Below are 23,344 nucleotides of genomic sequence, written 5' to 3'. Positions count from 1 at the left end.
GGTCGCACCTCAGACCTCGAGCAGCTCCGACTCCTTGTGCTTGACGAGGGAGTCGATGAGTTCGGTGTGCTTCTTGGTCAGCGCCTCGAGCTCCTTCTCCGCCCGGGTGCCCTCGTCCTCGCCGACCTCGCCGTCCTTGACGAGCCGGTCGATGTCGGTCTTCGCCTTGCGGCGGACGTTGCGGATGGAGACGCGGCCCTCCTCCGCCTTGTGGTGGGCCAGCTTGATGTACTCTTTGCGGCGCTGCTCCGTCAGCTCGGGCATAACACAGCGGATCTGGTGACCGTCGCTCGCCGGGTTGACCCCGAGGTCGGAGTCGCGGATGGCCTTCTCGATCTCGTGCATGGCCGACTTGTCGAACGGGATGACCAGGATCGTGCGCGCCTCGGGGTTCTGGAACGAGGCCAGCTGCTGGAGGGGCGTCGGCGCACCGTAGTAGTTGACGAGGAGCTTGTTGAACAGGCCGGGGTTGGCGCGACCCGTGCGGATGCCCGCGAAGTCCTCCTTGAGGACCTCGACGGCCTTGTCCATCTTCTCCTCGGCCTCGAACATCGTCTCTTCGATCATGACTTTCGCTTCCTCGTCCTCATCGGGTCACACGGGTTGGTCGGGCTGGCCGGTCTGGGTCGTGGGGCACGTCACCGGGCTCGGGGTCAGGCGTTCGTGACCAGCGTGCCGATCTTCTCACCCAGCAGGGCGCGGGTGATGTTGCCGGCACCTTCCATCCCGAACACGACCATGGGCAGCTTGTTCTCCTTGCAGAGGGAGAAGGCTGCCGCGTCGACGATGCGCAGCCCGTTGGCCAGACCCTCGTCGAAGGTCAGCGTGTCGTACTTGGTCGCGGTGGGGTCCGTCTTGGGGTCTGCGGAGTAGACGCCGTCGACGCCGTTCTTGGCGATGAGGAGGGCGTCGCACTTGGTCTCGAGGGCGCGCTGCGCGCTCACCGTGTCGGTCGAGAAGAACGGCATCCCGGCCCCGGCGCCGAAGATCACGACCCGGCCCTTCTCCATGTGCCGGATGGCGCGACGCGGGATGTAGGGCTCGGCGACCTGCTGCATGGCGATCGCGGACTGGACCCTGGTCTCGACGCCTTCCTTCTCGAGGTAGTCCTGCAGGGCGAGGCAGTTCATCACGGTGCCGAGCATGCCCATGTAGTCGGCGCGCGTGCGGTCCATGCCGCGCTGCTGGAGCTCGGCGCCGCGGAAGAAGTTGCCGCCGCCGACGACGACGGCCACCTGCACCCCACCTCGGACGGCGTCGGCGATCTGGCGCGCGATCCCGGCGACGACGCTCGGGTCGACCCCCACGGATCCACCTCCGAAGGCCTCACCGGAGAGCTTGAGGAGCACCCTCTTGAACTGGGTGTCGCGGGCGTCGGTCATGACGGAGCCTCCTTGTGGGCAGTTCCGGCGGTCGCCCGATCTTTCCACATCGCGGCGGCCCTGGTCGCATCGGCGCTCAGGCGCGGCCCACGAGTGAGACGAGCGTCTCGGCGAGCCGTGCGTAGTCGTCGTCGTCGTTGTAGGCCTGAGCGGCGAGTCGCACGTAGCCGCGGCCCTCGAAGCTGCCCGGTGGGGCGAGGAAGCCGGCGGCGTGGAGCTGCTGCCACAGTGCCTCCGCCCCGTCGGGTGTCGCCGCCGCCCCGTCGGGCAGGGGGACGAGCGTCATGCAGGGAGGAGAGGGTATGCCGCTGGGCTCGCCCACCGTCCCGAGCGCGGTCGCCACGTGGCGGGCTCCCCGCTGGAGCACGTCGGCGTTGCGCTCGACGTTGCGCCATCCGCCGAGGTCGTGCCAGAACGCGACGGCCTCTGGGATGGCGAGCCACGCGGAGTGGTCGACGGTGCCCTGCAGGTCGAAGGACGCGGGATACGGGCTGCCGTGGCTCCATGAGGTGACGAGGGGCCGGACACCCCCGCGCCGCTGCGCCTCGACCCACAGCACGGCCGACGACCTGGGCGCGAACGCCCATTTGTGGAGGTTGCCCGCCCAGAACGCGACTCCGAGGGCCTCGACGTCCACGGGAAGGGCGCCCGGGACGTGGGCGGCGTCGACGAGCACGGGGACCGGGGCGACTGCGGCCGCGACCTCGCGCACGGGCAGCACGAGCGCGGTCCCGGAGGTGATCTGGTCGATGACGACGAGTCTGGTGTCGGGCGTCAGGGCCTCGGTGAACGCGGCGACGATCTCGGCCGTCGAGGCCCCCAGCCCGAACCGTGCCTCGCGGGTCGAGCCGCCCCGCGCCTGGACCGCCAGCGACACGGTGGGGTAGCCGTGGTTGCTCACGACCACGTCGTCACCCAGTCCGATCGAGAGGCTCTCGAGCACGACCGCGACGGCCTCCGAGACGTTGCGGACCAGCGCCGCAGAATCGGTGGGGACCTCGACGAAGGCGGCTGCCTGCTCGCGCGCGGCGGCGATGGCGTCCGGCAGCTCGTCGCGGAAGGCTCGCATCGGGGCCCCCTCGATCCGCGCGCGGGCCCGGTCCTGGGCCTCACGCACGACCCGTGGAACGGCCCCGAAAGCGCCGTGGTTGAGGTGGGTCAGGGCAGGGTCGAGCTCGAACAGCTCGGCGATGTCTGGGCGCACCGAGCCATCCTGTCCCACCGCGCTCAGCGGTGGTAGTCGGTGTGGAGCCAGGTCGTGCACTCCACGGGAACGGTGACGGCAGCCAGATCGGCCGTGACGTCGGCGGCACTGTCGCGGCCGAGGTTCCAGCCGAGGAGGTCGTCAGGCGGTGCCGGCGGCTTCGACAGCAGGAGGCACGAGGACAGGTCGGCCGGAAGCCCGGCCCTGATGGTCGGCGCAGCGTCGGCGCCCAGGGTGAACAGGTACGCCGTGTCGAGCTTGCCGGTCGCGTGGTAGCGGTCGATGTTGCGCTGCGCCACCCACGCCTCGGGGTTCGCGAGGCCGCCGACGAGCAGGAGGACGGCCGCGGACACGAGCGCGGCACGGGGCAGCCACCACCCGGAGAGGCGGATCCCGGCGACGAGGAGCATCACCACGAGCAGGCCGAGCCAGAGCTCGAAGCCATCCACGAGGACGCGCAGGACGGTGAAGCCGTAGGCCTGCTGGTAGAGGTCCATCCGGTGGAGCGCGGACGCCACGACGACGAGTGTCAGGGTGAGCAGGGACCCGAGCACGAGCCGCAGGACGAGGCGGTGACGTGCAGTCTCCCGCGGCGCCTTGCGCACACCGAGCGCGGTCGTCAGGAGGGTCAGGACCGTCGCCACGGTGAGCTGGCCGAACCCCTGGTGCACGTACTCGGCATAGGTGAGGCCGGTCGTGCGCCGGACGTAGCCGTGGCCGCCGAAGAGCGCGGTCGCCTGTGCGACGACGAAGACGACGAAGAGCGCCACGACGACACCCACCGGCACGACCAACTCCCACAGCCGGGCCACCGGGCGGGCCTGCGGGGCCGTCAGCCGGTCCACCCGCGGGGGGTTGATCGCGAGGTAGCCGGCGGCCAGGACGGTGCCACCGACGACGAAGCCGACGAAGAAGCGCGCCACGAGGCCGTCCAGCTCGAGATCGGGGATGACGGCCTGCGCCCACGAGCCGAAGACCGCGTCGCCGGAGGCGAACAGCCCGCCGAAGAGGACGAGCGCGACGAGGGAGATGGCAACGGTGCGCACGACGGGCCAGACGATCGACACTCGGCTCGTCGCGGAGATGGTGCGGCCGAGGAGCGGCAGCCCGCGCAGTGCGGCGAGGGGCCAGGCTGCGAGCCCGCCGACCAGTGCGAGGAACCCCTTGGCTCCCGTGAGTGCCGTCGCCCCGAGGACGACGATGACGCCGATCGCGAGGACGGTCACCCACTCAGCCGCCCGGAGAACGGTGAGGGAGGCGAGGCCGAAGGCCAGGGCCGCGCTGACGACGGTCCAGGGCGCGGACCGCAGCCGAGCCACTCGGAGGACGAGCGTGCCGGCCATGACCAGCACGAGCAGGAGGGCGACGCCGATGTTGCGCTCCGGCAGGACGGCCCCCGCGAGGACCCCGACCCCGACGGCGCCGAGCAGCAGGCCCACCCGCGGCGCGAGGCCGGCCTCCGGCCAGAGGTCGCCGAAGACCGAGTCGACGAAGGGGCTCGGCGGCACCGCTGGCGGAACGACGGCCGCCGGCGAGGGCACGACCGGGCGGGCCGGGGTCTGGGAGGGGGACGTCGGCGTTGGGGCGGCTGGGCTGGACACGATGGGCTCCTCGGGAGTGGCGGCTGGCCCGGCGTCGCGCTCGGTGGCCACTGGCTGGACGGGCAGGACGGCGCGGACGCGCGCCCCGGTGCTCCCCTCCTCGGTCGGGATCACCGAGATGGACCCGTCATGGAGCTCGCAGACCCAGCTCGCGATGGCGAGGCCAAGGCCCGTCCCACCGCCCGACTCGTCGGGCCGGCTGCCGAAGCGCTCGACGACGCGCCCGGCCCGGTCGGCCGGGATGCCGGGCCCCTCGTCGTCGACCTCGAGGAACCACCGGTCCGGCTCCAGTCGGCCCGCTCGGACGGTGACGACCCCGCCGTGCGGGCTGTGCCGGCTGGCGTTGTCGAGGAGGTTGGCGAGCACCTGCGCCAGGCGGGCCTCGTCGCCCGTCACCTCGAGCGCCGTGGGAACCTCGACGGCGTAGGTCACCGATCGACCGGTCACGTGCGCCTCGGCCACGCCCTTCTCGACGAGGTCATGAACGTTGAGGGGCTGTAGTCGTAGCCGCGCGCGGCCACCGTCGACCCGGCTGAGGTCGAGGAGGTCCTCGACGAGATCGCCGAGCCGCTCGGCCTGGGCGAGGGCCGCGCGGAGCACGTCGTCGTCGGGGCGCACGACGCCGTCGACGAGGTTCTCCAGGATCGCCTGCTGGGCGGTGAGTGGGGTGCGCAGCTCGTGCGAGACGGTCGCGATGAGCTGGCTGCGTTGCTGGTCAGCGGTCGCGAGGTCCTCGGCCATGGTGTTGAACGCGCCCGCGAGACGCCCGACCTCGTCGGCTGAGGTGGCCTCGACCCGCAGGGTGTAGTCGCCGGTCGCCATGGCGCCTGCTGCGCGCGTCATGTCCCGCAACGGGGCGGTCATCCCCCGCGCCAGCCACTGGGTCACGGCGAGCGCCACCGTGACGGTCACCGGGACGGTGAGCCAGGGCGGGACGCCGGCGCGGTCACCGATCTCCGAGACGAGGGCCGCGACGACGATGCTGACGGCCACGAGGAGGCCGAGCTTCGCCTTGATGGAGCGGACCCCCTCCAGGGGTCGATCGGCGTTCACGGCTCGAGGGCGTAGCCGACGCCGTGCACGGTGCGCACCCGGTGGGGGCCGAGCTTGGCTCGGAGCGCCTTCACATGGCTGTCGAGGGTGCGGGTCCCGCGGGCATCCGCCCAGCCCCACACCTCCCTCATGAGGTCGTCCCGGCCACGGACCGTGCCCGGGTCCGCCGCCAGCGCCAGGAGAAGGTCGAACTCGAGAGGCGTCAGGTGCACCTCTCCCCCGTCGAGGCGGACACGGCGGGTGCCGGGGTCGATCGCCAGCCCGTCGACGACGACCGGGTCTGGTCCATTGGCGAGCTCGCGGGCCCGCTCGACCCGCCTGAGCAGCGCCCGGATGCGGGCCACGAGCTCACGCATGCGAAACGGCTTGGTCACGTAGTCGTCCGCCCCCACGCCGAGGCCGACGAGCAGGTCGGTCTCGTCGTCGCGGGCGGTGAGCATGAGGACGGGGACGGGTCGCTCAGCCTGGATGCGACGGCACACCTCGATGCCGTCGAAGCCCGGGAGCATGACGTCGAGGACGACGAGGTCGGGCCGGTGCTCGTCGTGGGCAGCGACTGCCGAGGGGCCGTCGTACGTCTGGTGGACGACGAAACCCTCGGCGCGCAGACGGTCCGTGACGGCCTGGCTGATCGTGGGATCGTCCTCGACGAGGAGGATCTGGCTCATCCCCTGAGCCTAGGAGCGCTGCTGCGGGAACGACGGCAGCACTCTCTGGAGATGGTGTGAAGATCTGCTGCCGCACCGCTGCGCGGTCAGGGCAGGAAAGAGCCCGGGGCGGATGCGCGCGCCCCGGGCCTTCCAGACCCAGCTGTCAGATGAAGAGCAGCTGGGCGCCCGCGGTCATCTCGATGAAGTCCGACGCCGAGATGATGCCCTCGATGTCGTCTCGGAGATCCGCCTCAGTGAGGTGGTTCATGTCCGCGGAGAGTCGGCACGCCCACAGGTGACCACCGGACGCGACGATCTGGTCTAGGAAGTCGGGGACCTCGGGGATGTCGAGCTCGGCGATGGCCTTCTTCAGCTGCGACGTGGCGAGGTGGGTCATCCCCGGGATTCCGCCGAGACCCTGGGGCATGTGCATCGCCGGGTTGCCGAGGATGGTCGCCTTGAGGCTGCTCTGGGTCTTCTTGTTGATCATGTCGAAACCCCAGAAGGTGAAGAACAGGTGGGTCTCGATGCCCTCACCCAGGGCGGCGTTGCCGAGGATGAGACCGGGGTACGCCATGTCCAGCGTGCCCTTGCTGCAGATGATGGCGAGCTTGCGCTCCTCTCCAGCGGGCTCGTCGAAGGACGGGACGAAGGCCGGCTCGGTGGGGGGCTTGAGTGTGTCGGTCATGGGGTGCTCCTGGTGGTCAGTCGTGGTGTGGTCGTCAGGCCGGGGCGCGTCTCACACGCAGCCCTTGGGCTTGGGGACACCGGCGACGTAGGACATCTTCTTGGCCGGCTTGCCGGGGAACATCGTGAACAGCTGCTTGACGGGAAGGCCGAGCTGGGTGCTGACGCGACGCAGGGTCGGCGTCTCGCCCTGGGCCGAGTAGTCGTCGCGCAGGAACTTGACGAGCTTCCAGTGCTCGTCGGTCATCTCGACGCCGATGAGTCGGGCGAACTCCGCTCCGAGCTCCTCGTTCCAGTCGGCAGGGTTGTTGAGGAAGCCTTCCTCGTTGACCTCGATCTGCTTGCCGGCGATGGTCGTGGTGGGCATGGGGTTACGTCCTTTCGAGCTCAGGCGTCGGCCGGGATCTTGCCGGACACCGACATGTGTGGGGGAAGGCCCAGGGGGCGGCCGGGAAGCAGCATGTTCCAGTAGATGTGCCGGAAGGCGAGCTTGCCGACGTGGTTGGCGCGCGACTCCTTCAGTAGCGTCATCGGGCCGATCTTGGGCAGCGGGAACGTACCGGTGAGCGGCTCGGTGTCGTAGTTGAAGTCGAGCAGCAGGGCCTTGCCACCGCCGGACTCGACGAAGCAGTTGGCGTGCCCGTCGAACGAGTGGGTCATCGGCTTGCCGGCGATGAGCTCCATGAAGTTCTCGACGAAGATCTCGACCGAGAAGTGGGCCACGGACCCCGCCTTGGACGTGGGGATGTTGCTCGCGTCGCCGAGCGCGAAGATCTCGGGGTGGGCCGTCGACTGCATGGTGTGCTTGTCGACGGGGACGTAGTTGAGGTCGTCCCCGAGCCCGGACCGCGCCACGAACTCGGCGCCCATGTTGAGCGGGATCGTCACGAGCTGGTCGTAGGGGACCTCGCGTTCGTCGTAGGAGACGAGCACCTTGCGCTCCTGGTCGATGCTCTCGATCATGAAGTCCGTCTCGACGGTGACGCCGCGTTCCTCGAGGAGGTGGCCGAGCTCCTTGCTCGCGACGGGCTTGGTGAACGCTCCGTCCAGGGGCGTGACGAAGACGAGCTCGGTCTTGTCCCGGAGTCCGCGTCCGCGCAGGTAGTCGTCGGCGAGGAAGGTGAACTCGAGCGGTGCCACGGGGCACTTGAACGGCAGCTCCGTGATGTGCACGACGAGACGGCCCCCGGTGAAGGCGCTCAGCTGGTCGCGCAGGGCGACCGCCCCGTCGTACGTGTAGAACTCGCCGACCGACCCGTGCCAGTCGTCGCCGAGCATCCCCGGCGTCTGGTCTGGTCGCGGGCTCGTGCCCGAGGCGATGACGAGGTAGTCGTAGGCGAGTGACCGGCCGTCCGTCAGGGCGACGGACTTGGCCTGGGGGTCGACCTTGTCGACCTCGGCCAGGACGAGCTCGACGCCATCGCCGATGTACGCGTGCTTCGTCTTGCGGATCTGCTCAGGAGTGTTCATCCCGAAGGGGATGAACAGGTACCCGGGCTGGTAGTCGTGAATGTCGGTCTTGTCGACAACCGTGATCTTCCAGTCGGTCTTGGGGAGACGGTGGCGGAGCTTGTTCGCGACCATGGTTCCGGCCGTGCCCGCGCCCAGCACCACCAGGGACTTCTTCGTTCTTGCGGTGGTCATGCCTCCATTGAATACCCCCGTGGGTATCCCCCGATACCACTTGGGCTGTGATCCCTACTACAACTAGTAGTAGGAGCTCGACGGCCTCTCCCCGCACAATCGAAAGAGCAGTTCGCGACGGGCCGCGGGGCCCTGGCCCTGACGGGCCGTGTCGCGAACTGCTCTTTCGATGGGGATGTCGGGGTGTTACGGCCTCACTGGCCGACGCGGAAGCGGGCGAAGCCGGTCAGGGTGGCACCGGCTTCCTCGAGCACCTTGGCAACCGTCTTCTTCGGCTCCTTGGCGAACGGCTGCTCGAGCAGCACGTTCTCCTTGAAGTAGCCGCCGACGCGACCCTCGATGATCTTCGGCAGGGCCGCCTCAGGCTTGCCCTCCTCGCGGGCGGTGGCCTCGGCGACACGCCGCTCGTTCTCGACGGTCTCGGCCGGCACCTCCTCGCGGGTGAGGACGGAGGGGCTGAAGGCCGCGACGTGCATCGCGACGTCCCGTGCCACCTGGTCGTCACCACCCTGGAGGGCGACGAGGACCCCGATCTGCGCAGGCAGGTCGGGCGAGGTCTTGTGCAGGTAGGACACGACGCGCCCACCGTCACTCTCGAGGCGAGCCACCCGGCGCACCTCGATCTTCTCGCCGATCGTGGCGTTGGCCTCGTCGAGGAGGTCCTTGACCGTCCTGCCGTCCTCGAGCGAGCTGGCCAGCAGCGTGTCTGCGTCGGACGACTGCGAGGCGACGGCCTGGGCGAGGACCTGCTCGGCCAGGGCGATGAACCGCTCACCCTTGGCGACGAAGTCCGTCTCGCAGTTGACCTCGACGAGCGTGCCGACGCCGTCGCCGGCCTGGGCCGCGACGAGACCGTTGGAGGCCGAGCGGCCCTCACGCTTCGTCACGCCCTTGAGGCCCTTGACCCGAAGGATCTCGACGGCCTTGGCACGGTCGCCATCAGCCTCGTCGAGCGCCTTCTTGACGTCCAACATGCCCGCGCCCGTCTGCTCGCGGAGCGCCTTGATGTCAGCGGCGGTGTAGTTCGCCATGCTCTGATTCGCTCTTTTCGTCGGTGGTACTGGATATCGACCTGAACGGGTGATGACCGTCGGCTCAGGCCTGCTCGGCCGGGACCTCAGTCGCCTCGGCCGGAGCCTCGGTGGTCTCGGTGGACTCAGTGGCCTCGGCCGGAGCCTCGGTGGACTCGGTCGGAGCCTCGGCCGGAGCCTCGGTGGCCTCGGTCACCTCGGCGACGGGAGGAGCCTCGGTCGTCTCGGTCGTCTCGGTCGTCTCGGTGGCCTGCGCAGCCTCGGTCGCGGCGCCCTCGGCGGCCGGGGTGACGGGCGCCTCAGCGGCTTCCGCGCTCTCCGTGGCGCCGGCGGCGTTGGCGGCCTCGGCGTAGAGCTCGCGCTCCCACTCGGCCAGGGGCTCCTCGGCGCCGGCCTCGGCGCCGGAGCGGCCGGACGAGCGCTGGACGAGGCCCTCGGCGACGGCGTCGGCGATGACCCGCGTCAGCAGGGTGACGGAGCGGATGGCGTCATCGTTGCCCGGGATCTTGTAGTCGACCTCGTCCGGGTCGCAGTTCGTGTCGAGGATCGCGATGACCGGCAGGCCGAGCTTGCGGGCCTCGTCGACGGCGAGGTGCTCCTTCTTCGTGTCGACGATCCACACGGCGGAGGGGACCTTGCTCATCGAGCGGATGCCGCCGAGAGTCTTCTCGAGCTTGTCCTTCTCGCGCTTGAGGATGAGCAGCTCCTTCTTCGTGTAGCTCGAGCCGGCCACGTCGTCGAAGTTGATCTCCTCGAGCTCCTTGAGGCGCGTGAGGCGCTTGGAGATCGTCTGGAAGTTGGTGAGCATGCCACCGAGCCAACGGTGGTTGACGTAGGGCATCCCCACGCGCGTCGCCTGCTCGGCGACCGGCTCCTGCGCCTGCTTCTTCGTGCCGACGAAGAGGATCGAGCCGCCGTGGGCGACGGTCTCCTTGACGAACTCGTAGGCGTTGTTGATGTACGTCAGCGACTGCTGCAGGTCGATGATGTAGATGCCGTTGCGCTCGGTCATGATGAAGCGCTTCATCTTCGGGTTCCACCGACGGGTCTGGTGCCCGAAGTGGACGCCGCTCTCCAGGAGCTGGCGCATGGTGACGACGGCCATGCCGTGTCCTCCTTGATTCGTGGTTGTCAGTTGGTTGTGAGGTCGCCACCGCAGGAACCAGCCCGACGTGCCGGCCGAGCCCAGCGGCATACGCCTCACTCCTGGCGTCTCGACGCACCCCGCCCAACCGGTGTGATTCGGCTGGGACTGCCGTGGTGCGTGCCGGGACGGGCCCGGATGAAGACGCGCGAATTCGGTCCCATGAGCCGAGGCACACGTGACCGTGGACCATCGTAGTGCGTCGCCCCGTGTGCTGGGAAATCGCGCCGACCGGCAAGAATGACCGCCATGTCGAACGGGTCGAGCTGGTCGAGCTGGTGGGAGACCGTGCCGGTCTCTGCCGTCCTCCTGGCGGTTCTCTTCGGGCCCGGCTGGCTCGTCGTCCGCGCGCTCGGCACGCGTGGGCTCGAGGCTGTCGCCGTGTCCCCCGCCGTGTCGGTCGCCGTCATCGCCGCAGGGGCCACCATCACCCAGCGCCTCGGCCTGGCCTGGAGCTGGCTGGTGCTCCTCGGCGTCACCGCGCTCACGGCCGGAGCCGGCTGGCTCCTGGTCCGCAGCATCGCCGGGCGAGACCCCACGCTGTCGCCACGGCGACGACTTCTCGGGCGCCCCGACCCCCACGTGGCCCTGGCCGTCGGCATCGGTGTCGTCATCGCGCTCGCCACGATCCTGCCGGCGATCGGCCGCCCCGACGAGCTCGTCGACAGCCCCGACGCGGTCTACCACCTCAACCGGATCCGGCTCTTCCTCGACACCAGCAACCTCTCGCTCGTCCACCCGACCTTCTACCCCAACGGTTTCCACGCCTGGATCGCGACGGGCCTGCAGAGCGGAGCCGCTCCCGTCCTCCCCGGAACCAACGTTGCCACGGTCATCCTCGCCGCCGTCGTGTGGCCGCTCGGCGTCGTCACGCTCGTCCGGCACGCGCTCGGCACGTCCCACCTCGTGACGTATGCCGCTGGGCTGGCTTCCGCTGCCTTCGTCTCCTTCCCCACCGTCCTCCTCGGATGGGGCGTGCTCTGGCCCAACCTCATGGGCACGGCTCTCACTCCCGCTGCGCTGGCGATCATGCTCCAGGCCGCACGCACGCCGACGGCCCGTCGCCGGGGCGCGGCTCGGCTCTCGCCCGGGCTCGGCCAGTGGCTCGGCTTCGCTGCCGCCCTCGTCGGCCTGGCGCTGATCCAGCCGAACTCCCTCGTCGCCCTCGTCCTCTTCGCCCTCGTCTGGTTCGTCACCGCGCGGCTGCGGGCGGGCGTCCTCGGCCACCGACCCTGGAGCGCGGTCGCGCGTGACCTCGGCGTCGTCGCGCTCGTCGGGCTGGGCGGTCTGCTCACGGCCCCGCTCGTCTCGGAGCGTCTCGCCTCGACGCAGTCCTACGAGTGGAAGGGCCACGTCAGCGTCTGGAGCGCCCTCGTCGAGGTCGTCGGAGGACGGCTGCAGATCCCCGTCGTGCTCTGGGGCCTGCTCGCCCTCCTGCCCCTCGGGCTCGGCTGGATCATCGTCCGGGCGCGAGCCGCGCTCCCGGTCGTCGCCATGTGGGGTGCCTGCGTCGTCCTCTACGTCATGGCGGCGTCGTCGACGGCGTCGTGGACGGCCCTGGTCACGGGCTACTGGTACAACGACAAGGTCCGGCTGGCCTCGCTCGCGGCAGTGCCGGGAGTCGTGCTCGTCGCGGCGGCCGCGCCGGCGGTGCGTGACCTGCTGCTCAAGGTCCCGGCCCTCCGGATCCAGGTGCCCGCGGTGAGCCTGGTGGCCCTGGCGCTCATCCCCCTCGCCACCGTCGTCGCCCACGGCCCGACGCGGTCGACCATGCTCGACGCCTTCTTCCGACCGGCCGACCCGACCCACGTCATCCTGTCCCGCCAGGCGCAGGCCGACCTCTCCCTCCTCGCTGCAGAGATCCCCAGCGGCGAGGGACTCATCGGGCGGCCGGAGAACGGCTCCCCCCTGATGTTCGCCCTCTTCGGGACGAACACCCTCTACCGGTCCATCCCGATCCCGGACACCGGCGACGAGAACCTCCTCGGCACCGGGTTCGACAAGATGACGACGCGGCCCGACGTGTGCTCCGCCCTGCAGCGCCATGACATCCGCTGGGCCATCGACTCCAGCCACGTCTACTGGCTCGACCGCCCCGAGCGCTCCTCCGGGCTCGTCGACCTCGTCTCCGTCCAGGGGCTCGACCAGGTGCGCACCGTCGGGGACTACACCCTGTTCAGGATCACCGGCTGCGACCTGCCGGCGGACTGACCTCGGCCGGCGACCACCCCACCGGGCTGGGACGGCGGGCGACTGCGGACCGAGCCCAGCGGCATACGGCACCGGCGTGGGTAGGGTGCGACGCATGAGGTCACTGCTGACGTCTCGGATGACCCCCTTCGGGACGACGATCTTCGCGGAGATGTCCGCACTCGCCACCCGCACCGGGGCGATCAACCTCGGACAGGGCTTTCCCGACACTGACGGGCCGCAGCAGATGCTCGACGCGGCCAAGGCCGCCATCGACGGCGGACGCAACCAGTACCCGCCCGGCCCGGGGGTGCCCGAGCTGCTGGAGGCGGTGGCCGCCCACCAGGACCGTTTCTACTCGCTGCGGGTGGATCCGGCCTCCGAGGTGCTCGTCACGGTCGGCGCGACCGAGGCGATCGCCGCGGTCATCCTCGCGCTCTGCGAGCCGGGCGACGAGGTCGTCACCTTCGAGCCCTACTACGACAGCTACGCAGCGACCATTGCGCTGGCGGGCGCGACGCGACGCACGTCGGTGCTGCGCTTCCCGGACTTCGCGGTGGACGAGCAGTCGCTTCGTGCCGCCTTCTCCGAGCGGACCCGCCTCGTCCTGCTCAACACGCCCCACAACCCGACGGGCAAGGTCTTCACCCGCGCGGAGCTCGAGCTCGTCGCCGAGCTCGCGCGCGAGCACGACGCGTGGGTCGTCACCGACGAGGTCTACGAGCACCTCGTGTTCGACGATGCCGAGCACATCCCGATGGCGACCCTGCCGGGCATGGCCGAGCGCACCATCACCATCTCGTCCGCCGGCAAGACGTTCTCGGCCACCGGCTGGAAGGTCGGCTGGCTCACCGGTCCGGCCGAGGCCGTCGCTGCGGCCCGGACGGTGAAACAGTTCCTGACGTACGTCGGGTCGGGGCCCTTCCAGCCCGCGGTGGCGGTCGCCCTCGGGCTCGGCGACGAGGTCTACGCCGACCTGGCGTCGTCCCTCCAGGCCAAGCGCGACCTGCTGTGCGAAGCCCTGCAGGCCTCGGGCCTGACGGTCTCCCGCCCTCGCGGCACCTACTTCGTCATCGCCGACGCCGCACCCCTGGGGGCCGTCGACGGACTGGACTTCGCGCGCCGGCTCCCCGAGCTGGCCGGCGTGGTGGGCGTGCCCGTGTCGGTGTTCCATGACGACGAGGGAGCCGCCCGGACCCTCGTGCGGTTCGCGTTCTGCAAACGCGACGAGGTGCTCGTGGAGGCCAGTCGCCGGCTCGCCGGGGCCCGGCTGGCCTGAGCTGCGCGGGCCCTGTCCACATCCCCCGGCAGGGCAACGTGTTGTCCACGACCTGAGCTTCCGCGTCGGGACCCACCCGCCGAACCAGGCGAGCCTTGGCTCATGGTCTTCAGCAGTGAGCTCGTCGCGACCCTGGCCGGAGCCGGCCTGGCCCTCGGCCTGACGACCGGCCTCTCCCCCGCGACCGAGTCGCGGGCGTCCAGTCCCGCTCCCCGCACCGCCGCCGGCGCCGAGCCGCGAGGGCCGGTCGCCCAGCCGGATGACTGGGCCTGGCCGCTGCTGCCGCAGCCGGACGTCGTCCACCGCTTCGCCCCGCCCCGCCGACGGTGGGAGCCCGGCCATCGGGGGGTCGACCTGCGCGCCTCGGTGGGGCAGTCCGTCCACGCCCCGGCCGCCGGGGAGGTCACCTTCGCCGCGAGGCTCGCCGGCCGGGGGGTCGTCGTCGTCCGTCACCCCGGCGGACCGCGCAGCACCTTCGAGCCGGTGGCCGGCTCGGTGTCGGTCGGAGCGACGGTCGCTCGCGGACAGGTCGTGGGCCTGGTCACCGACGACCGGACCCACTGCGAGCCCACCACGTGTCTGCACTGGGGCGTCATCCGTGGCCGCGAGTACCTCGATCCCCTGTCGTTGCTCGGGCGGTTTCCCGTCGTGCTGCTGCCCCTCGGCTGACGGTGGGTCAGGCTCGGGGGTGAGCTTGTTCGTAGCTCTTGCGGAGCCGGTCGACGGAGACATGCGTGTAGATCTGCGTCGTGGCGAGACTCGCGTGCCCGAGCACCTCCTGGACCATGCGTAGGTCCGCCCCGCCCTCGAGCAGGTGGGTCGCCGCACTGTGGCGCAGCCCGTGGGGGCCGAGGTCCGGAGCGTCCGGGAGATGGCTGAGGACCTCGTGCACCAACGAACGCACCTGACGCGGGTCGACCCGCGCTCCTCGGCGCCCCAGGAACAGCGCCGGGCCGGAGCGCGCTCCGACGAGCGCCGGTCGCGCCGCCCGCAGCCACTCCTCGCAGGCCCGGGCGGCCGGCACCCCGAAGGGGACGACCCTCTCCTTGGCGCCCTTGCCCATCACCCGAACCGTCCGATCCCGAAGGTCGAGGTCGTCGACGTCGAGGGACGCCAGCTCTCCCACCCGGATCCCGGTGGCGTAGAGCAGCTCGAGGATGGCTCGGTCGCGCATGTGGATCGGGTCCGCGTCGTCTGCCCTGAGCGCCGCGAGGTCCAGCATCTCGCTCGCCTCACGCTGCTTGAGCACGTCCGGCAGGGTGCGGTTGCGCCGCGGTGCGACGAGCCGGAGTGAGGGGTCGGTGTCGATGCGCCCCGTGCGGTTCGCCCATTTGAGGAAGGTCCTCGCCGCCGCGGCCCGGCGGGCGATGGTCGAGCGTGCCGCACCCCGATCGGCCTGGTCACCCAGCCACGAGCGCAGGTCGGGGAGCCGCAGGTCCTCGAGCCCGGTCACGCCGTGGGTGAGCGCAAAGGAGAGCAGGTGGTTGACGTCGGAGAGGTAGGCCCGGGTCGTGTGCTCGGAACGTCCGCGTTCGGACCGCAGGTGGCGCGCGAAGTCGGCCACGACGGCCGCGAGTCCGGGTGAGAGTGCGGGCGGCGCCGCGACCCGGGCGGACCCTGGCTCTCCGGTGCGGCTCATGTGCGCACCATCGCAAAAGCGAACGGTGGGGGCAAGCACCGGCGACCGGAAGGTGCCATGTCGCGTTCGCATACCCCGGGGGGTATAGTGGGTCGTGACCGGTGACCGCGACCTCCGAGGAGCACACGACCCATGGCCGCCCCCCTCCTGGCCCTCGCAGCCTTCCTGTCCATCTTCATCGGCGTGGCCGTCGGGCTCCTCGGTGGCGGCGGATCCATCCTCACGACCCCCCTCCTGGTGTACGTGCTCGACTTCGAGGCCAAGCAGGCGATCACGGCCAGCCTCTTCCTCGTCGCCGTCACCTCGATGTTCGGGCTCATCCACCACGCGTGGCAGGGCAGGGTCCGGTGGCGCACCGGCGTCATCTTCGGACTCGCCGGCATGGTCGGGGCGTTCATCGGGGGCCAGCTCGGCGCCCACCTCCCCGGCTCACTCCTCCTCGGCGCGTTCGCCATCATGATGGGCGTCACCGCAGTGGCCATGATCCGTGGCCGTCAGAGCACCACCTCCCGCCATCCCAGCGGCCTGCCGCTCTTTCGGATCCTCCTCGACGGCTTCGTCGTCGGCCTCGTCACGGGCATCGTGGGCGCAGGAGGTGGCTTCCTCGTCGTGCCAGCTCTCGTCCTCCTCGGCGGCCTGCCCATGGGCGCCGCCGTGGCCACCTCGCTCCTGGTGATCTCGATGAAGGCCGCAGCCGGGTTTGCCGGCTACGCGCTCCAGTTCGGCGTCGAGGGACAGCTCGTCCGGGCGAACCCGGAGACCGCGATCGACTGGTCCGTCACCCTGCTCGTCACCGGGGTCGCCATCGTCGGCGCGCTGATCGGGAGCAGGCTCGTCGGCAAGATTGCACCGGACCGGCTGCGCACGGCGTTCGGCTGGTTCGTCCTCGTCATGGCTGTGTTCATGTTGAGCCAGGAGGTCGGGGCGGAGGTGATCGCCTACGCACAGCAGGGCTGGCTCAACGGCCTGCTCGTGATCGCAGCGCTCATCACGCTGGTCGGGGTCCTCGGCTGGGTCATCCGCCGCGGACCGGCCGAGCCGCCGGCGATCGACGACCCGAGTCTCCAGGCAGCCCCGGACGCCGACGGCAGCCCGGTCACCGAGGGAGCGCGACGGCCGAACGGAGATGACCGCACCCAGGCACCGCTGCGGCGCTGACCGATGTCGAGAGTTCCTCGGCGCCGGGCACCCTCCCTGGACATCGCACCTAGCCCGCGCGGCGGTTGGCCTTTCGCCACGAGCCGTCGCGACGTTCGGCGAGCCCCAGCTCGACGAGCCGCGCCAGGGCGGCCATCGCCTGCATCGGAGCGAGAGCCGAGGCGTTGCACACCTCGGCCAGATCGACCCAGGCCCGATGGGGTAGCCCATCGTGGACCTTGGCGTCGTCGGGGGCCAGCCCATCGGTGGGCCGCTCCTCGCCCCGTGGCTCTTCGCAGGCGTCCGCGCCGATGTCTCCCACCAGGTCGAGGACCTCAGCTGTCCCGGTGACGAGTGTTGCCATCCCCGACCGGATCTTGGCATGGCACCCGGCTGACGTCATCGAGGTCACCGGCCCCGGGAAGACGCCGACCGGTCGGCCGAGCTCGACCGCGGTGCCCAAGGTGTTGAGAGAGCCCGAGCGCAGGTCCGCCTCGACCACCACCGTCCCCTTCGCCATGGCGGCGATCAGCCGGTTGCGTTGCAGGAACCGGGTCCGCATCGGGGCAGATCCGGGGGCGACCTCGGAGAGGACGGCGCCGGTCTCGGCGATCCGGTCGATGAGGCGGGCATGCCCGGACGGGTAGGGCCGGTCGACCCCGCCGGCGAGCGCTGCCACGGTGACGCCGTCGACCGCGAGCGCGCCCCGGTGGGCCGCCCCGTCGATCCCGAAGGCGGCGCCGGAGATCACGGTCCACCCCCGCTGGGTCACGCCCGCCGCGAGATCTGCGGCCAGCTGTTCGCCGTAGGCGGTGGACAGGCGCGAGCCGACGACCGCGACCGAGCGTCGGGTGGCCGAGGCGAGGTCAGCCGGCCCACGCACCCAGAGGCACCACGGCGGGATCGCGAGGTCGGCGAGCCGCTCCGGCCACTCGTCGTCTCCGGGGACGACGAGCCGCGCCCCGACCTTGGCCGCGGTCGAGAGGTCACGGTCGACGTCCAGCCGGCGGACCCGCTCGGCGAATCGGGCGAGCCTGCCGCTCCCCCGCCTCACCCGCTCCAGCGTTGCCGCCGCACCGTGCTCGGTGAGCAGCGCGTGCACGAGCCGATCACCGGGCTCGGCGAGCCTGGACAACGCCGCCCTGGCCAGTCGGTCGTCCGTCATGCTGCGGCCCCGACCTGCCGCCGCATCGACAGGGCGAGCTCGACCTGGTCCCGTCCCGGCCGTTGCAGACCGGACAGGTCCGCGATGGTCCAGGCGCTGCGCAGGCTCCTGTCATATCCGCGCAGGCTGATGCTGCCTCGGTCGAGCGCGCGGTCGAGCGGGCTCGTCGCCGTGGCTGGGAGACGCCAAGCCGACGAGCGCAGCACGGACCCGGGAACGTGCGCGTTGAGCGCCCAACCGTCGATCAGCAGCCCACGCCACCTCTCGAGCTGGACCGCCCGGGCGGCGGCGACCCGTGCGGCCACCTCGCGCGTGCCGTCACCCGGGGGCTGGGCGGTCAGCGACAGCCCCGGCGGCTGCACGTGGACCTGGAGGTCGACGCGATCGAGCAGCGGCCCGGAGAGCTTGCCGAAGTAGTTGCGCCGCATCGTCACCGAACAGGTGCAGTCGGTCCCCTGGCCCCAGCCGTTGCCGCACGGGCAGGGATTGGCGGCGAGCACCAGCTGGAAGCGCGCCGGGAACGTGACGGACTCGTTTGCTCGGGCGATGGTGACGCTGCCTCGCTCGAGCGGGGTCCGCAGCGACTGCAGGACCCCCTTGTCGAACTCTGGTGTCTCGTCGAGAAAGAGGACACCGCAGTTGGCCTGCGTGATGGCACCTGGGCGGATGTGACCGCTCCCGCCACCGATGATCGCCGCCTGGGAGGCCCCATGGTGCGGCGCCACGAACGGAGGCCGGTTGATGAGGCGCACGTCGTCGAGCAGTCCGAGGACCGAATGGATGGCTGTCACCGACATCGACTGAGCCTCGTCGAGTGGTGGGAGGAGCGCTGGGAGCCGCTCGGCGAGCATGGTCTTGCCTGCACCGGGCGGGCCCGCCAGCAGCAGGTGGTGGCCGCCCGCGGCCGCCACCTCGAGAGCGATCTTGGCCTCCGCCTGGCCCAGGACGTCGGACAGGTCGGTCCGAGGGCCACCATCGCGGATCTCGACCCGTGGCGGCTCCTCGACCGGGGCGACGGCGAGGCCACGAGCGAGGTCGCGGTAGCGCTGGACCAGCTCGCGCACGTCCGCGACCGCGTGCACCTGGAGCCCGGTCACCAGTCGTGCCTCGGCAGCGTTGACCGCTGGCACGACGAGGTGTCGGATGCCCGCGAGGTAGGCGGCGTGCGCTGCGGGCAGCACGCCCGTCACGCCGCGCACGGACCCGTCCAGGCCGAGCTCCCCGAGGTGCACGACCTCTCGAACGACTTGCCGGGGCACGATCCGCATCGCCGCGGCAACCGCGACGAAGATGGCCAGGTCGAACCCGGTCCCGACCTTGCGTCGCCCCGCCGGGGAGAGGTTGACGGTGACGCGACGTTGGTTCACCAGCATCTGGGGAACCAGGGACGAGACCGCCTTGATCCGCTCGGGGGCCTGCTTGACCGCGGAGTCGCCGAGCCCGCTGATGACGAAGCCGGGTAGACCGCCGGCCACATGCGCCTCCACCTCGACGACGAAGCCGTTGACGCCGCTCAGGCCTACCGCCCTGGTGCGTCCGAGGCTCACTGGACGCCCCGCAGGTGCGTGAGTCGGGCCGTGCCCATGTGAGGTCGGAGGATCGAGATGACGTCGATCCGGATCGTTCGCGTGCCCAGTCGCCGCCGGTCCGCCCGCGGGCGGGCATCGAGCCAGAGCAGGGCCAGCCGCCGCAGTCGCCGCAGTTTCTCGCGGGTGACTGCTTCGAAAGGCGCACCGAACTGCTCGGTGCGACGCGTCTTGACCTCACACACGACGAGCGCGTCCGCCTCTCGCGCCACGATGTCGATCTCACCGCGTGCGCAGCGCCAGTTGCGGTCGAGGATGGTGAATCCGGAGTCGGAGAGGTATCGGGCGGCGAGTGCCTCGCCGTACGCGCCCAGGGCCCGGGTCGGTGGGGTGTCCATGTGACCACCCTCGCCGCGTCCGTCGTCTGACGCGGCAGCCGGTCTCGGCCCTGTGTACGACGCGGTGCCTGCCCCGGGGGGTGTGGACAGCAGCCGGCTCAGGGCGATCCGGCGGTGATCTCACGCGGTCAGGAGAACTCCCCGGACTCGGGCAGCTTGATGTCCGGCTTGGGAAGCTCCTCGATGTTGACGTCCTTGAACGTCACGACCCGGACATTCTTGACGAACCGCGCCGGCCGGTAGATGTCCCAGACCCAGGCGTCGGCCATCGTCACGTCGAAGAAGACTTCTCCCCCGTCGGTGCGGACCTTGAGGTCGACGGAGTTGGCCAGGTAGAAGCGCCGCTCGGTCTCCACCACGTGGGTGAACAGGCCCACCACGTCGCGGTACTCCTTGTAGAGCTGCAGCTCCATCTCGGTTTCGTACTTCTCGAGGTCTTCCGAACTCACCTGACCGCCGTTTCTGTCTGGTCTGCCGTCACGAGCGGCGGCGCGTAGGCCTCCGTTCCCTCATTCAACACCTCGTCGAGCAGGTCCACGGAGCCTTCCCCGTAGACCCCGGGCAGCCGCCAGGAGCGCCGGTGCAGCTCGCAGGGGCCCAGTCGGGCGAGCGCGTCGATGTGCTCGGGGGCGGAGTACCCCTTGTTGAGAGTCCAGCCGTATGCCGGGTGCTCGGCTCCCAGCCCGATCATGAGCTCATCCCGCTCGACCTTCGCGAGCACGCTGGCCGCGGCGACCGACGAGCACTTGAGGTCTGCCTTGATCATCGTCGTCACGGGCGGCGTCCTCGGCCCGTCCGGGTCCGCGAAGGCGAGCAGGCCGACGTCGTAGGGAGCCGTGAGCCAGTCATGGTTCCCGTCGAGGATGACGAGGTCAGGGACGACGTCGATCGCGGCGAGCGCCCGGAGGCCGGCGAGCCGGAGCGCGGCCATGATGCCCATGGCGTCGATCTCGTCGGACGATGCGTGGCCGACTGCGTGGGCGGTCGCCCAACGCTGGATCCTCGGCACGAGTCCCTTGCGGGCTCGCTCGGTGAGCAGCTTGGAGTCCTTGACCCCGGTCGGCGCCGACCGCACGGTGTCGTCGATGACGACGACTCCGACGCTGACGGGGCCGGCGAGAGCGCCGCGCCCGACCTCGTCCATGCCGGCCAGGAGCCGGTGACCGGATCGTTGCAGCTGTCGCTCCACTCTGAGCGAGGGCTTCTTCGACGGGGTCCGGCCGGTCATTCCGCTGTCCTCAGGAGGGGTCCGACGTCGCCGAGGCGACGCTCGGGACTGTCACGGCGCTGCGCTCGTGCTGGGTGAGGGAGCTCCCGGTCGGGGCGCTGGACCGCGGTGCGGGAGCCTCGCCAGAGGGTGCGGGAACGTCCTCGAAGGTCCGCTCGGGCACGCCGAGCCAGGTGACGTGGTCGATGGGCCAGACGATGAAGAGGGCCCGCCCGACGATCTTGTCCATGGGCACCGACCCCTCGGTGCCGTTGTTGGACGGCGCGTCGTGGTATCTCGAGTCGGACGAGTCGGACCGGTGGTCGCCCATCACCCATACGTGGTCGGCCGGCACGACGATGTCGAAGGCCTTGCCCTCGCTCGGTGCGTCACCCGGCTTGAGGTAGGTCTCCTGGATGGGGACGCCGTTGATGGTGATCGGGTCGGTGCCGCCCTTGGAGACGACGTGGTCGCCGGGCAGGCCGATGACGCGTTTGATGAGGTGGTTCTCGGCGTCCTCGGGCAGGAGCCCGACGAAGACGAGGAGGTCGTGCAGGGGTCCCCCGACGTCGGACGTGCCGTTGATCGCGGCCCCCCCGAGCCAGGGGAACGGCTCTGCGGGGTCCTCGAAGACGACCACGTCGCCACGCCGGAGGTCGAACGGCCCAGGGGTCAGCTTGCTGACGATGACGCGGTCGTCCCTGACGAGGGTGTCCTCCATCGACCCAGACGGGATGTAGAAGGCTTGGAACAGCCACGTCTTGACGACGAACGAGAGCGCCATGGCCAGCACCACGATGATGAGCAGCTCCTTGAGCGCAGCCACGAGGCCGGCCCCGAAACCACGGCGCTGCTCGTCGTCGTTGTCGTCGTTGTCGTCGCCGTCCCCGACTGCGTAGTCACCCTCGGTGTCGGCGTCGCCGGAGCTCCCGAGGCTCGTGCCGCCGTCCGGACCCGCGTCACGGACGCCTCGCGGGCCATCGCCGAACGGCCCACCATCGGGATCGCCGGCACCGTCCGGCTGCGGTCCCGAGTACTCCGGGCGGCCTGGCACTTGCGACATCACTCACCGTTTCGTCGTGGGGAGCACTTCCGGGTGTGGGGCCTCAGCCCCGGGGGCCTATGGGGCGCCTGAGCTCTCGTCCTGGTCGACTGCTCCGAGTTGATCGAGCGGCCAGTATCGCACCCACACCTTGCCGATGATGTCGTCTCCGGGGACCATGCCGCCACCGGGCTCGCCGAGGTGCGCACGCGAGTCGGAGGAACCGGCTCGGTTGTCTCCCATGACCCAGAGGCGGTCCGGGGGCACGAGCACGTCGAAGGTCATCGTGCTCGCCTGCTGTCCCGGCTTGAGGTAGGGCTCGTCGACGGCGGTTCCGTTGACCTCGAGGCGGCCCTCCGGTCCGCAGCAGCGGACCCGGTCGCCGGGCAGGCCGATGACACGCTTGACGTAGTCGGTCGGGGGGCCGTGCCCGACGAGCCCCTCCAGCGCGTCGACCAGAGCGCCCAGCAGACCCTTGTCGGGGGCCTCGAGGTGGAAGGCCCGGGAGGCGTCGAAGACGATGATGTCGCCGCGCTCGAGCTCGTCGATGCTCGTCGTGCGGTCGACGAGGATGCGGTCTCCGACGTGGAGCGTGTCCTCCATGGAGCCGCTCGGGATGCTGAACGGCGCGACGAAGAGCGCGCGCACGACGAGGACGAGGAGCAGGGCGACGACGGGCCCGACGAGCCACCTCAGGTCGCGGTGTCGCCGACGGGGCCCGGGACCCGACGACCGACCGGACGACCCACCGGACGACCCACCGGACGATGGATCGGACGAGGTGGGCTGCCCCTCTGGCGAGGACGACGAGGACGCGGCGGAGCCCGGGACGGACGGCACCTCGCTCACGAGGAACCGCTCGACCCGGGGACCACCGCGCCTCGTGTCACCAACGCGCCAGGTGTCCGGCGCCGATCAGGCCTTGGCCTCGGACTTCGCCGGGACGGAGTCGCGCTTCTCGCGGATCTTGGCGGCCTTGCCGCGCAGGCCGCGCAGGTAGTAGAGCTTCGCGCGGCGGACGTCACCACGGGTGAGGACCTCGATCTTGTCGATGATCGGGGTGTGGAGCGGGAAGGTGCGCTCGACACCGACACCGAAGGAGATCTTGCGAACGGTGAAGGTCTCGCCGATGCCACCGCCGTGGCGGCGGATGACGACCCCCTGGAAGACCTGGATGCGGGAGCGGGTGCCCTCGACGACCTTGACGTGCACCTTGAGGGTGTCGCCGGCCCGGAAGTCGGGAATGTCCGAGCGGAGGGATGCGGCGTCGATCGCGTCAAACGTGTGCATGGTGCTTCGCTTTCCTGGGTGCCACAGGCCACCCGTGAGGATGTCTGGTCTGCTGTCCGTGCGGCCACGTCTGCC

At 70.6% G+C, this 23,344-nt stretch carries 23 protein-coding genes; 4 read left to right on the top strand and 19 right to left on the bottom strand.

Annotated features, from left to right (window positions below; translation table 11 throughout):
- Positions 1-9 precede the first annotated feature (9 nt).
- The 10 genes from frr to rpsB form a co-directional block, all read right to left on the bottom strand.
- The gene (gene frr / locus ABWV20_RS11440) at positions 10-567 is read right to left on the bottom strand and encodes a ribosome recycling factor (protein ID WP_353355285.1); all 558 of its coding nucleotides are present in this window, start codon (positions 565-567) and stop codon (positions 10-12) included.
- Positions 568-653: 86 nt separating this feature from the next.
- Positions 654-1,382, bottom strand: a complete 729-nt coding sequence (gene pyrH / locus ABWV20_RS11435) for a UMP kinase (RefSeq protein ID WP_353355284.1) — start codon at positions 1,380-1,382, stop codon at positions 654-656.
- Positions 1,383-1,458: 76 nt separating this feature from the next.
- Positions 1,459-2,586, bottom strand: a complete 1,128-nt coding sequence (locus ABWV20_RS11430; protein ID WP_353355283.1) for an aminotransferase class V-fold PLP-dependent enzyme — start codon at positions 2,584-2,586, stop codon at positions 1,459-1,461.
- Between the two features lie 23 nt (positions 2,587-2,609).
- Positions 2,610-5,240 carry a DUF4153 domain-containing protein gene (locus ABWV20_RS11425; RefSeq protein ID WP_353355282.1) on the bottom strand — a complete coding sequence of 877 codons (2,631 nt, stop codon included), beginning with the start codon at positions 5,238-5,240 and terminating at the stop codon, positions 2,610-2,612.
- Positions 5,237-5,908: a response regulator gene (locus tag ABWV20_RS11420; RefSeq protein ID WP_353355281.1), complete on the bottom strand. Its 672-nt coding sequence runs from the start codon at positions 5,906-5,908 to the stop codon at positions 5,237-5,239. Before ABWV20_RS11420 ends, ABWV20_RS11425 begins: the two co-directional genes overlap by 4 nt.
- Positions 5,909-6,053: 145 nt before the next feature.
- Positions 6,054-6,578 carry a DsrE/DsrF/DrsH-like family protein gene (locus tag ABWV20_RS11415; RefSeq protein WP_353355280.1) on the bottom strand — a complete coding sequence of 175 codons (525 nt, stop codon included), beginning with the start codon at positions 6,576-6,578 and terminating at the stop codon, positions 6,054-6,056.
- A gap of 51 nt (positions 6,579-6,629) precedes the next feature.
- Positions 6,630-6,944, bottom strand: a complete 315-nt coding sequence (locus tag ABWV20_RS11410) for a TusE/DsrC/DsvC family sulfur relay protein (protein ID WP_353355279.1) — start codon at positions 6,942-6,944, stop codon at positions 6,630-6,632.
- 20 nt (positions 6,945-6,964) lie between these two features.
- Positions 6,965-8,221 (bottom strand): type III sulfide quinone reductase, selenoprotein subtype, encoded by a 1,257-nt coding sequence (gene sqr / locus ABWV20_RS11405; RefSeq protein ID WP_353355278.1) that lies wholly within the window; start codon positions 8,219-8,221, stop codon positions 6,965-6,967.
- Between the two features lie 194 nt (positions 8,222-8,415).
- A complete protein-coding gene (gene tsf, locus ABWV20_RS11400) occupies positions 8,416-9,252 on the bottom strand; it encodes a translation elongation factor Ts (protein ID WP_353355277.1) in 837 nt (278 codons plus the stop codon).
- Positions 9,253-9,316: 64 nt separating this feature from the next.
- Positions 9,317-10,357, bottom strand: a complete 1,041-nt coding sequence (gene rpsB / locus ABWV20_RS11395; protein ID WP_353355276.1) for a 30S ribosomal protein S2 — start codon at positions 10,355-10,357, stop codon at positions 9,317-9,319.
- A gap of 288 nt (positions 10,358-10,645) precedes the next feature.
- On the opposite strand from rpsB, the gene ABWV20_RS11390 reads away from it, so the two are divergent.
- The 3 genes from ABWV20_RS11390 to ABWV20_RS11380 all read left to right on the top strand — a co-directional run bounded on the left by ABWV20_RS11390 (position 10,646) and on the right by ABWV20_RS11380 (position 14,534).
- The gene (locus ABWV20_RS11390; RefSeq protein WP_353355275.1) at positions 10,646-12,607 is read left to right on the top strand and encodes a DUF6541 family protein; all 1,962 of its coding nucleotides are present in this window, start codon (positions 10,646-10,648) and stop codon (positions 12,605-12,607) included.
- A gap of 94 nt (positions 12,608-12,701) precedes the next feature.
- Positions 12,702-13,865, top strand: a complete 1,164-nt coding sequence (locus tag ABWV20_RS11385) for a pyridoxal phosphate-dependent aminotransferase (RefSeq protein WP_353355274.1) — start codon at positions 12,702-12,704, stop codon at positions 13,863-13,865.
- Between the two features lie 102 nt (positions 13,866-13,967).
- Entirely contained in the window at positions 13,968-14,534 is a 567-nt protein-coding gene (locus ABWV20_RS11380; protein WP_353355273.1) for a murein hydrolase activator EnvC family protein, read from the top strand.
- 7 nt (positions 14,535-14,541) lie between these two features.
- Here ABWV20_RS11380 and ABWV20_RS11375 read toward each other — a convergent pair whose 3' ends face one another.
- Entirely contained in the window at positions 14,542-15,504 is a 963-nt protein-coding gene (locus ABWV20_RS11375; protein WP_353355272.1) for a tyrosine recombinase XerC, read from the bottom strand.
- Positions 15,505-15,636: 132 nt separating this feature from the next.
- On the opposite strand from ABWV20_RS11375, the gene ABWV20_RS11370 reads away from it, so the two are divergent.
- On the top strand, positions 15,637-16,662 hold the full coding sequence (locus ABWV20_RS11370) for a sulfite exporter TauE/SafE family protein (RefSeq protein ID WP_353355271.1): 1,026 nt from the start codon (positions 15,637-15,639) through the stop codon (positions 16,660-16,662).
- A 49-nt stretch (positions 16,663-16,711) separates the two neighbouring features.
- Here ABWV20_RS11370 and dprA read toward each other — a convergent pair whose 3' ends face one another.
- From dprA to rplS, 8 genes are all read right to left on the bottom strand, one after another.
- Positions 16,712-17,806: a DNA-processing protein DprA gene (dprA, locus tag ABWV20_RS11365; protein ID WP_353355270.1), complete on the bottom strand. Its 1,095-nt coding sequence runs from the start codon at positions 17,804-17,806 to the stop codon at positions 16,712-16,714.
- Positions 17,803-19,353: a YifB family Mg chelatase-like AAA ATPase gene (locus ABWV20_RS11360; protein WP_353355269.1), complete on the bottom strand. Its 1,551-nt coding sequence runs from the start codon at positions 19,351-19,353 to the stop codon at positions 17,803-17,805. Before ABWV20_RS11360 ends, dprA begins: the two co-directional genes overlap by 4 nt.
- Positions 19,350-19,730 carry a YraN family protein gene (locus ABWV20_RS11355; RefSeq protein WP_353355268.1) on the bottom strand — a complete coding sequence of 127 codons (381 nt, stop codon included), beginning with the start codon at positions 19,728-19,730 and terminating at the stop codon, positions 19,350-19,352. Before ABWV20_RS11355 ends, ABWV20_RS11360 begins: the two co-directional genes overlap by 4 nt.
- A gap of 128 nt (positions 19,731-19,858) precedes the next feature.
- Positions 19,859-20,179 carry a DUF2469 domain-containing protein gene (locus tag ABWV20_RS11350; RefSeq protein ID WP_013493108.1) on the bottom strand — a complete coding sequence of 107 codons (321 nt, stop codon included), beginning with the start codon at positions 20,177-20,179 and terminating at the stop codon, positions 19,859-19,861.
- On the bottom strand, positions 20,176-20,958 hold the full coding sequence (gene rnhB / locus ABWV20_RS11345) for a ribonuclease HII (RefSeq protein ID WP_353355267.1): 783 nt from the start codon (positions 20,956-20,958) through the stop codon (positions 20,176-20,178). The genes ABWV20_RS11350 and rnhB overlap by 4 nt, the downstream gene beginning before the upstream one ends.
- Before the next feature lie 10 nt (positions 20,959-20,968).
- Positions 20,969-22,000: a signal peptidase I gene (gene lepB / locus ABWV20_RS11340; RefSeq protein ID WP_353355266.1), complete on the bottom strand. Its 1,032-nt coding sequence runs from the start codon at positions 21,998-22,000 to the stop codon at positions 20,969-20,971.
- Positions 22,001-22,057: 57 nt separating this feature from the next.
- Positions 22,058-22,828, bottom strand: coding sequence for a signal peptidase I (gene lepB / locus ABWV20_RS11335; RefSeq protein WP_353355265.1), 771 nt, complete (start codon positions 22,826-22,828; stop codon positions 22,058-22,060).
- 66 nt (positions 22,829-22,894) lie between these two features.
- Complete coding sequence (rplS, locus tag ABWV20_RS11330) at positions 22,895-23,269, bottom strand: 50S ribosomal protein L19 (RefSeq protein WP_353355264.1); 375 nt, start codon at positions 23,267-23,269, stop codon at positions 22,895-22,897.
- Between the last annotated feature and the right edge of the window lie 75 nt (positions 23,270-23,344).

It is taken from the genome of Intrasporangium sp. DVR (assembly GCF_040365325.1).
Classification (GTDB): domain Bacteria; phylum Actinomycetota; class Actinomycetes; order Actinomycetales; family Dermatophilaceae; genus Intrasporangium.
This window is presented reverse-complemented; position numbering and strand designations above follow the sequence as displayed.

Bases quoted from the DNA above. Each gene is read 5' to 3' on its own strand.
- lepB (WP_353355266.1), bottom strand. From the start codon at position 22,000: ATGTCGCAAGTGCCAGGCCGCCCGGAGTACTCGGGACCGCAGCCGGAC.
- rpsB (WP_353355276.1), bottom strand. From the start codon at position 10,357: ATGGCCGTCGTCACCATGCGCCAGCTCCTGGAGAGCGGCGTCCACTTC.
- ABWV20_RS11415 (WP_353355280.1), bottom strand. From the start codon at position 6,578: ATGACCGACACACTCAAGCCCCCCACCGAGCCGGCCTTCGTCCCGTCC.
- tsf (WP_353355277.1), bottom strand. From the start codon at position 9,252: ATGGCGAACTACACCGCCGCTGACATCAAGGCGCTCCGCGAGCAGACG.
- pyrH (WP_353355284.1), bottom strand. From the start codon at position 1,382: ATGACCGACGCCCGCGACACCCAGTTCAAGAGGGTGCTCCTCAAGCTC.
- ABWV20_RS11355 (WP_353355268.1), bottom strand. From the start codon at position 19,730: ATGGACACCCCACCGACCCGGGCCCTGGGCGCGTACGGCGAGGCACTC.
- ABWV20_RS11375 (WP_353355272.1), bottom strand. From the start codon at position 15,504: ATGAGCCGCACCGGAGAGCCAGGGTCCGCCCGGGTCGCGGCGCCGCCC.
- ABWV20_RS11380 (WP_353355273.1), top strand. From the start codon at position 13,968: ATGGTCTTCAGCAGTGAGCTCGTCGCGACCCTGGCCGGAGCCGGCCTG.
- ABWV20_RS11385 (WP_353355274.1), top strand. From the start codon at position 12,702: ATGAGGTCACTGCTGACGTCTCGGATGACCCCCTTCGGGACGACGATC.
- frr (WP_353355285.1), bottom strand. From the start codon at position 567: ATGATCGAAGAGACGATGTTCGAGGCCGAGGAGAAGATGGACAAGGCC.
- rplS (WP_353355264.1), bottom strand. From the start codon at position 23,269: ATGCACACGTTTGACGCGATCGACGCCGCATCCCTCCGCTCGGACATT.
- ABWV20_RS11370 (WP_353355271.1), top strand. From the start codon at position 15,637: ATGGCCGCCCCCCTCCTGGCCCTCGCAGCCTTCCTGTCCATCTTCATC.
- ABWV20_RS11420 (WP_353355281.1), bottom strand. From the start codon at position 5,908: ATGAGCCAGATCCTCCTCGTCGAGGACGATCCCACGATCAGCCAGGCC.
- rnhB (WP_353355267.1), bottom strand. From the start codon at position 20,958: ATGACCGGCCGGACCCCGTCGAAGAAGCCCTCGCTCAGAGTGGAGCGA.
- ABWV20_RS11390 (WP_353355275.1), top strand. From the start codon at position 10,646: ATGTCGAACGGGTCGAGCTGGTCGAGCTGGTGGGAGACCGTGCCGGTC.
- ABWV20_RS11410 (WP_353355279.1), bottom strand. From the start codon at position 6,944: ATGCCCACCACGACCATCGCCGGCAAGCAGATCGAGGTCAACGAGGAA.
- dprA (WP_353355270.1), bottom strand. From the start codon at position 17,806: ATGACGGACGACCGACTGGCCAGGGCGGCGTTGTCCAGGCTCGCCGAG.
- sqr (WP_353355278.1), bottom strand. From the start codon at position 8,221: ATGACCACCGCAAGAACGAAGAAGTCCCTGGTGGTGCTGGGCGCGGGC.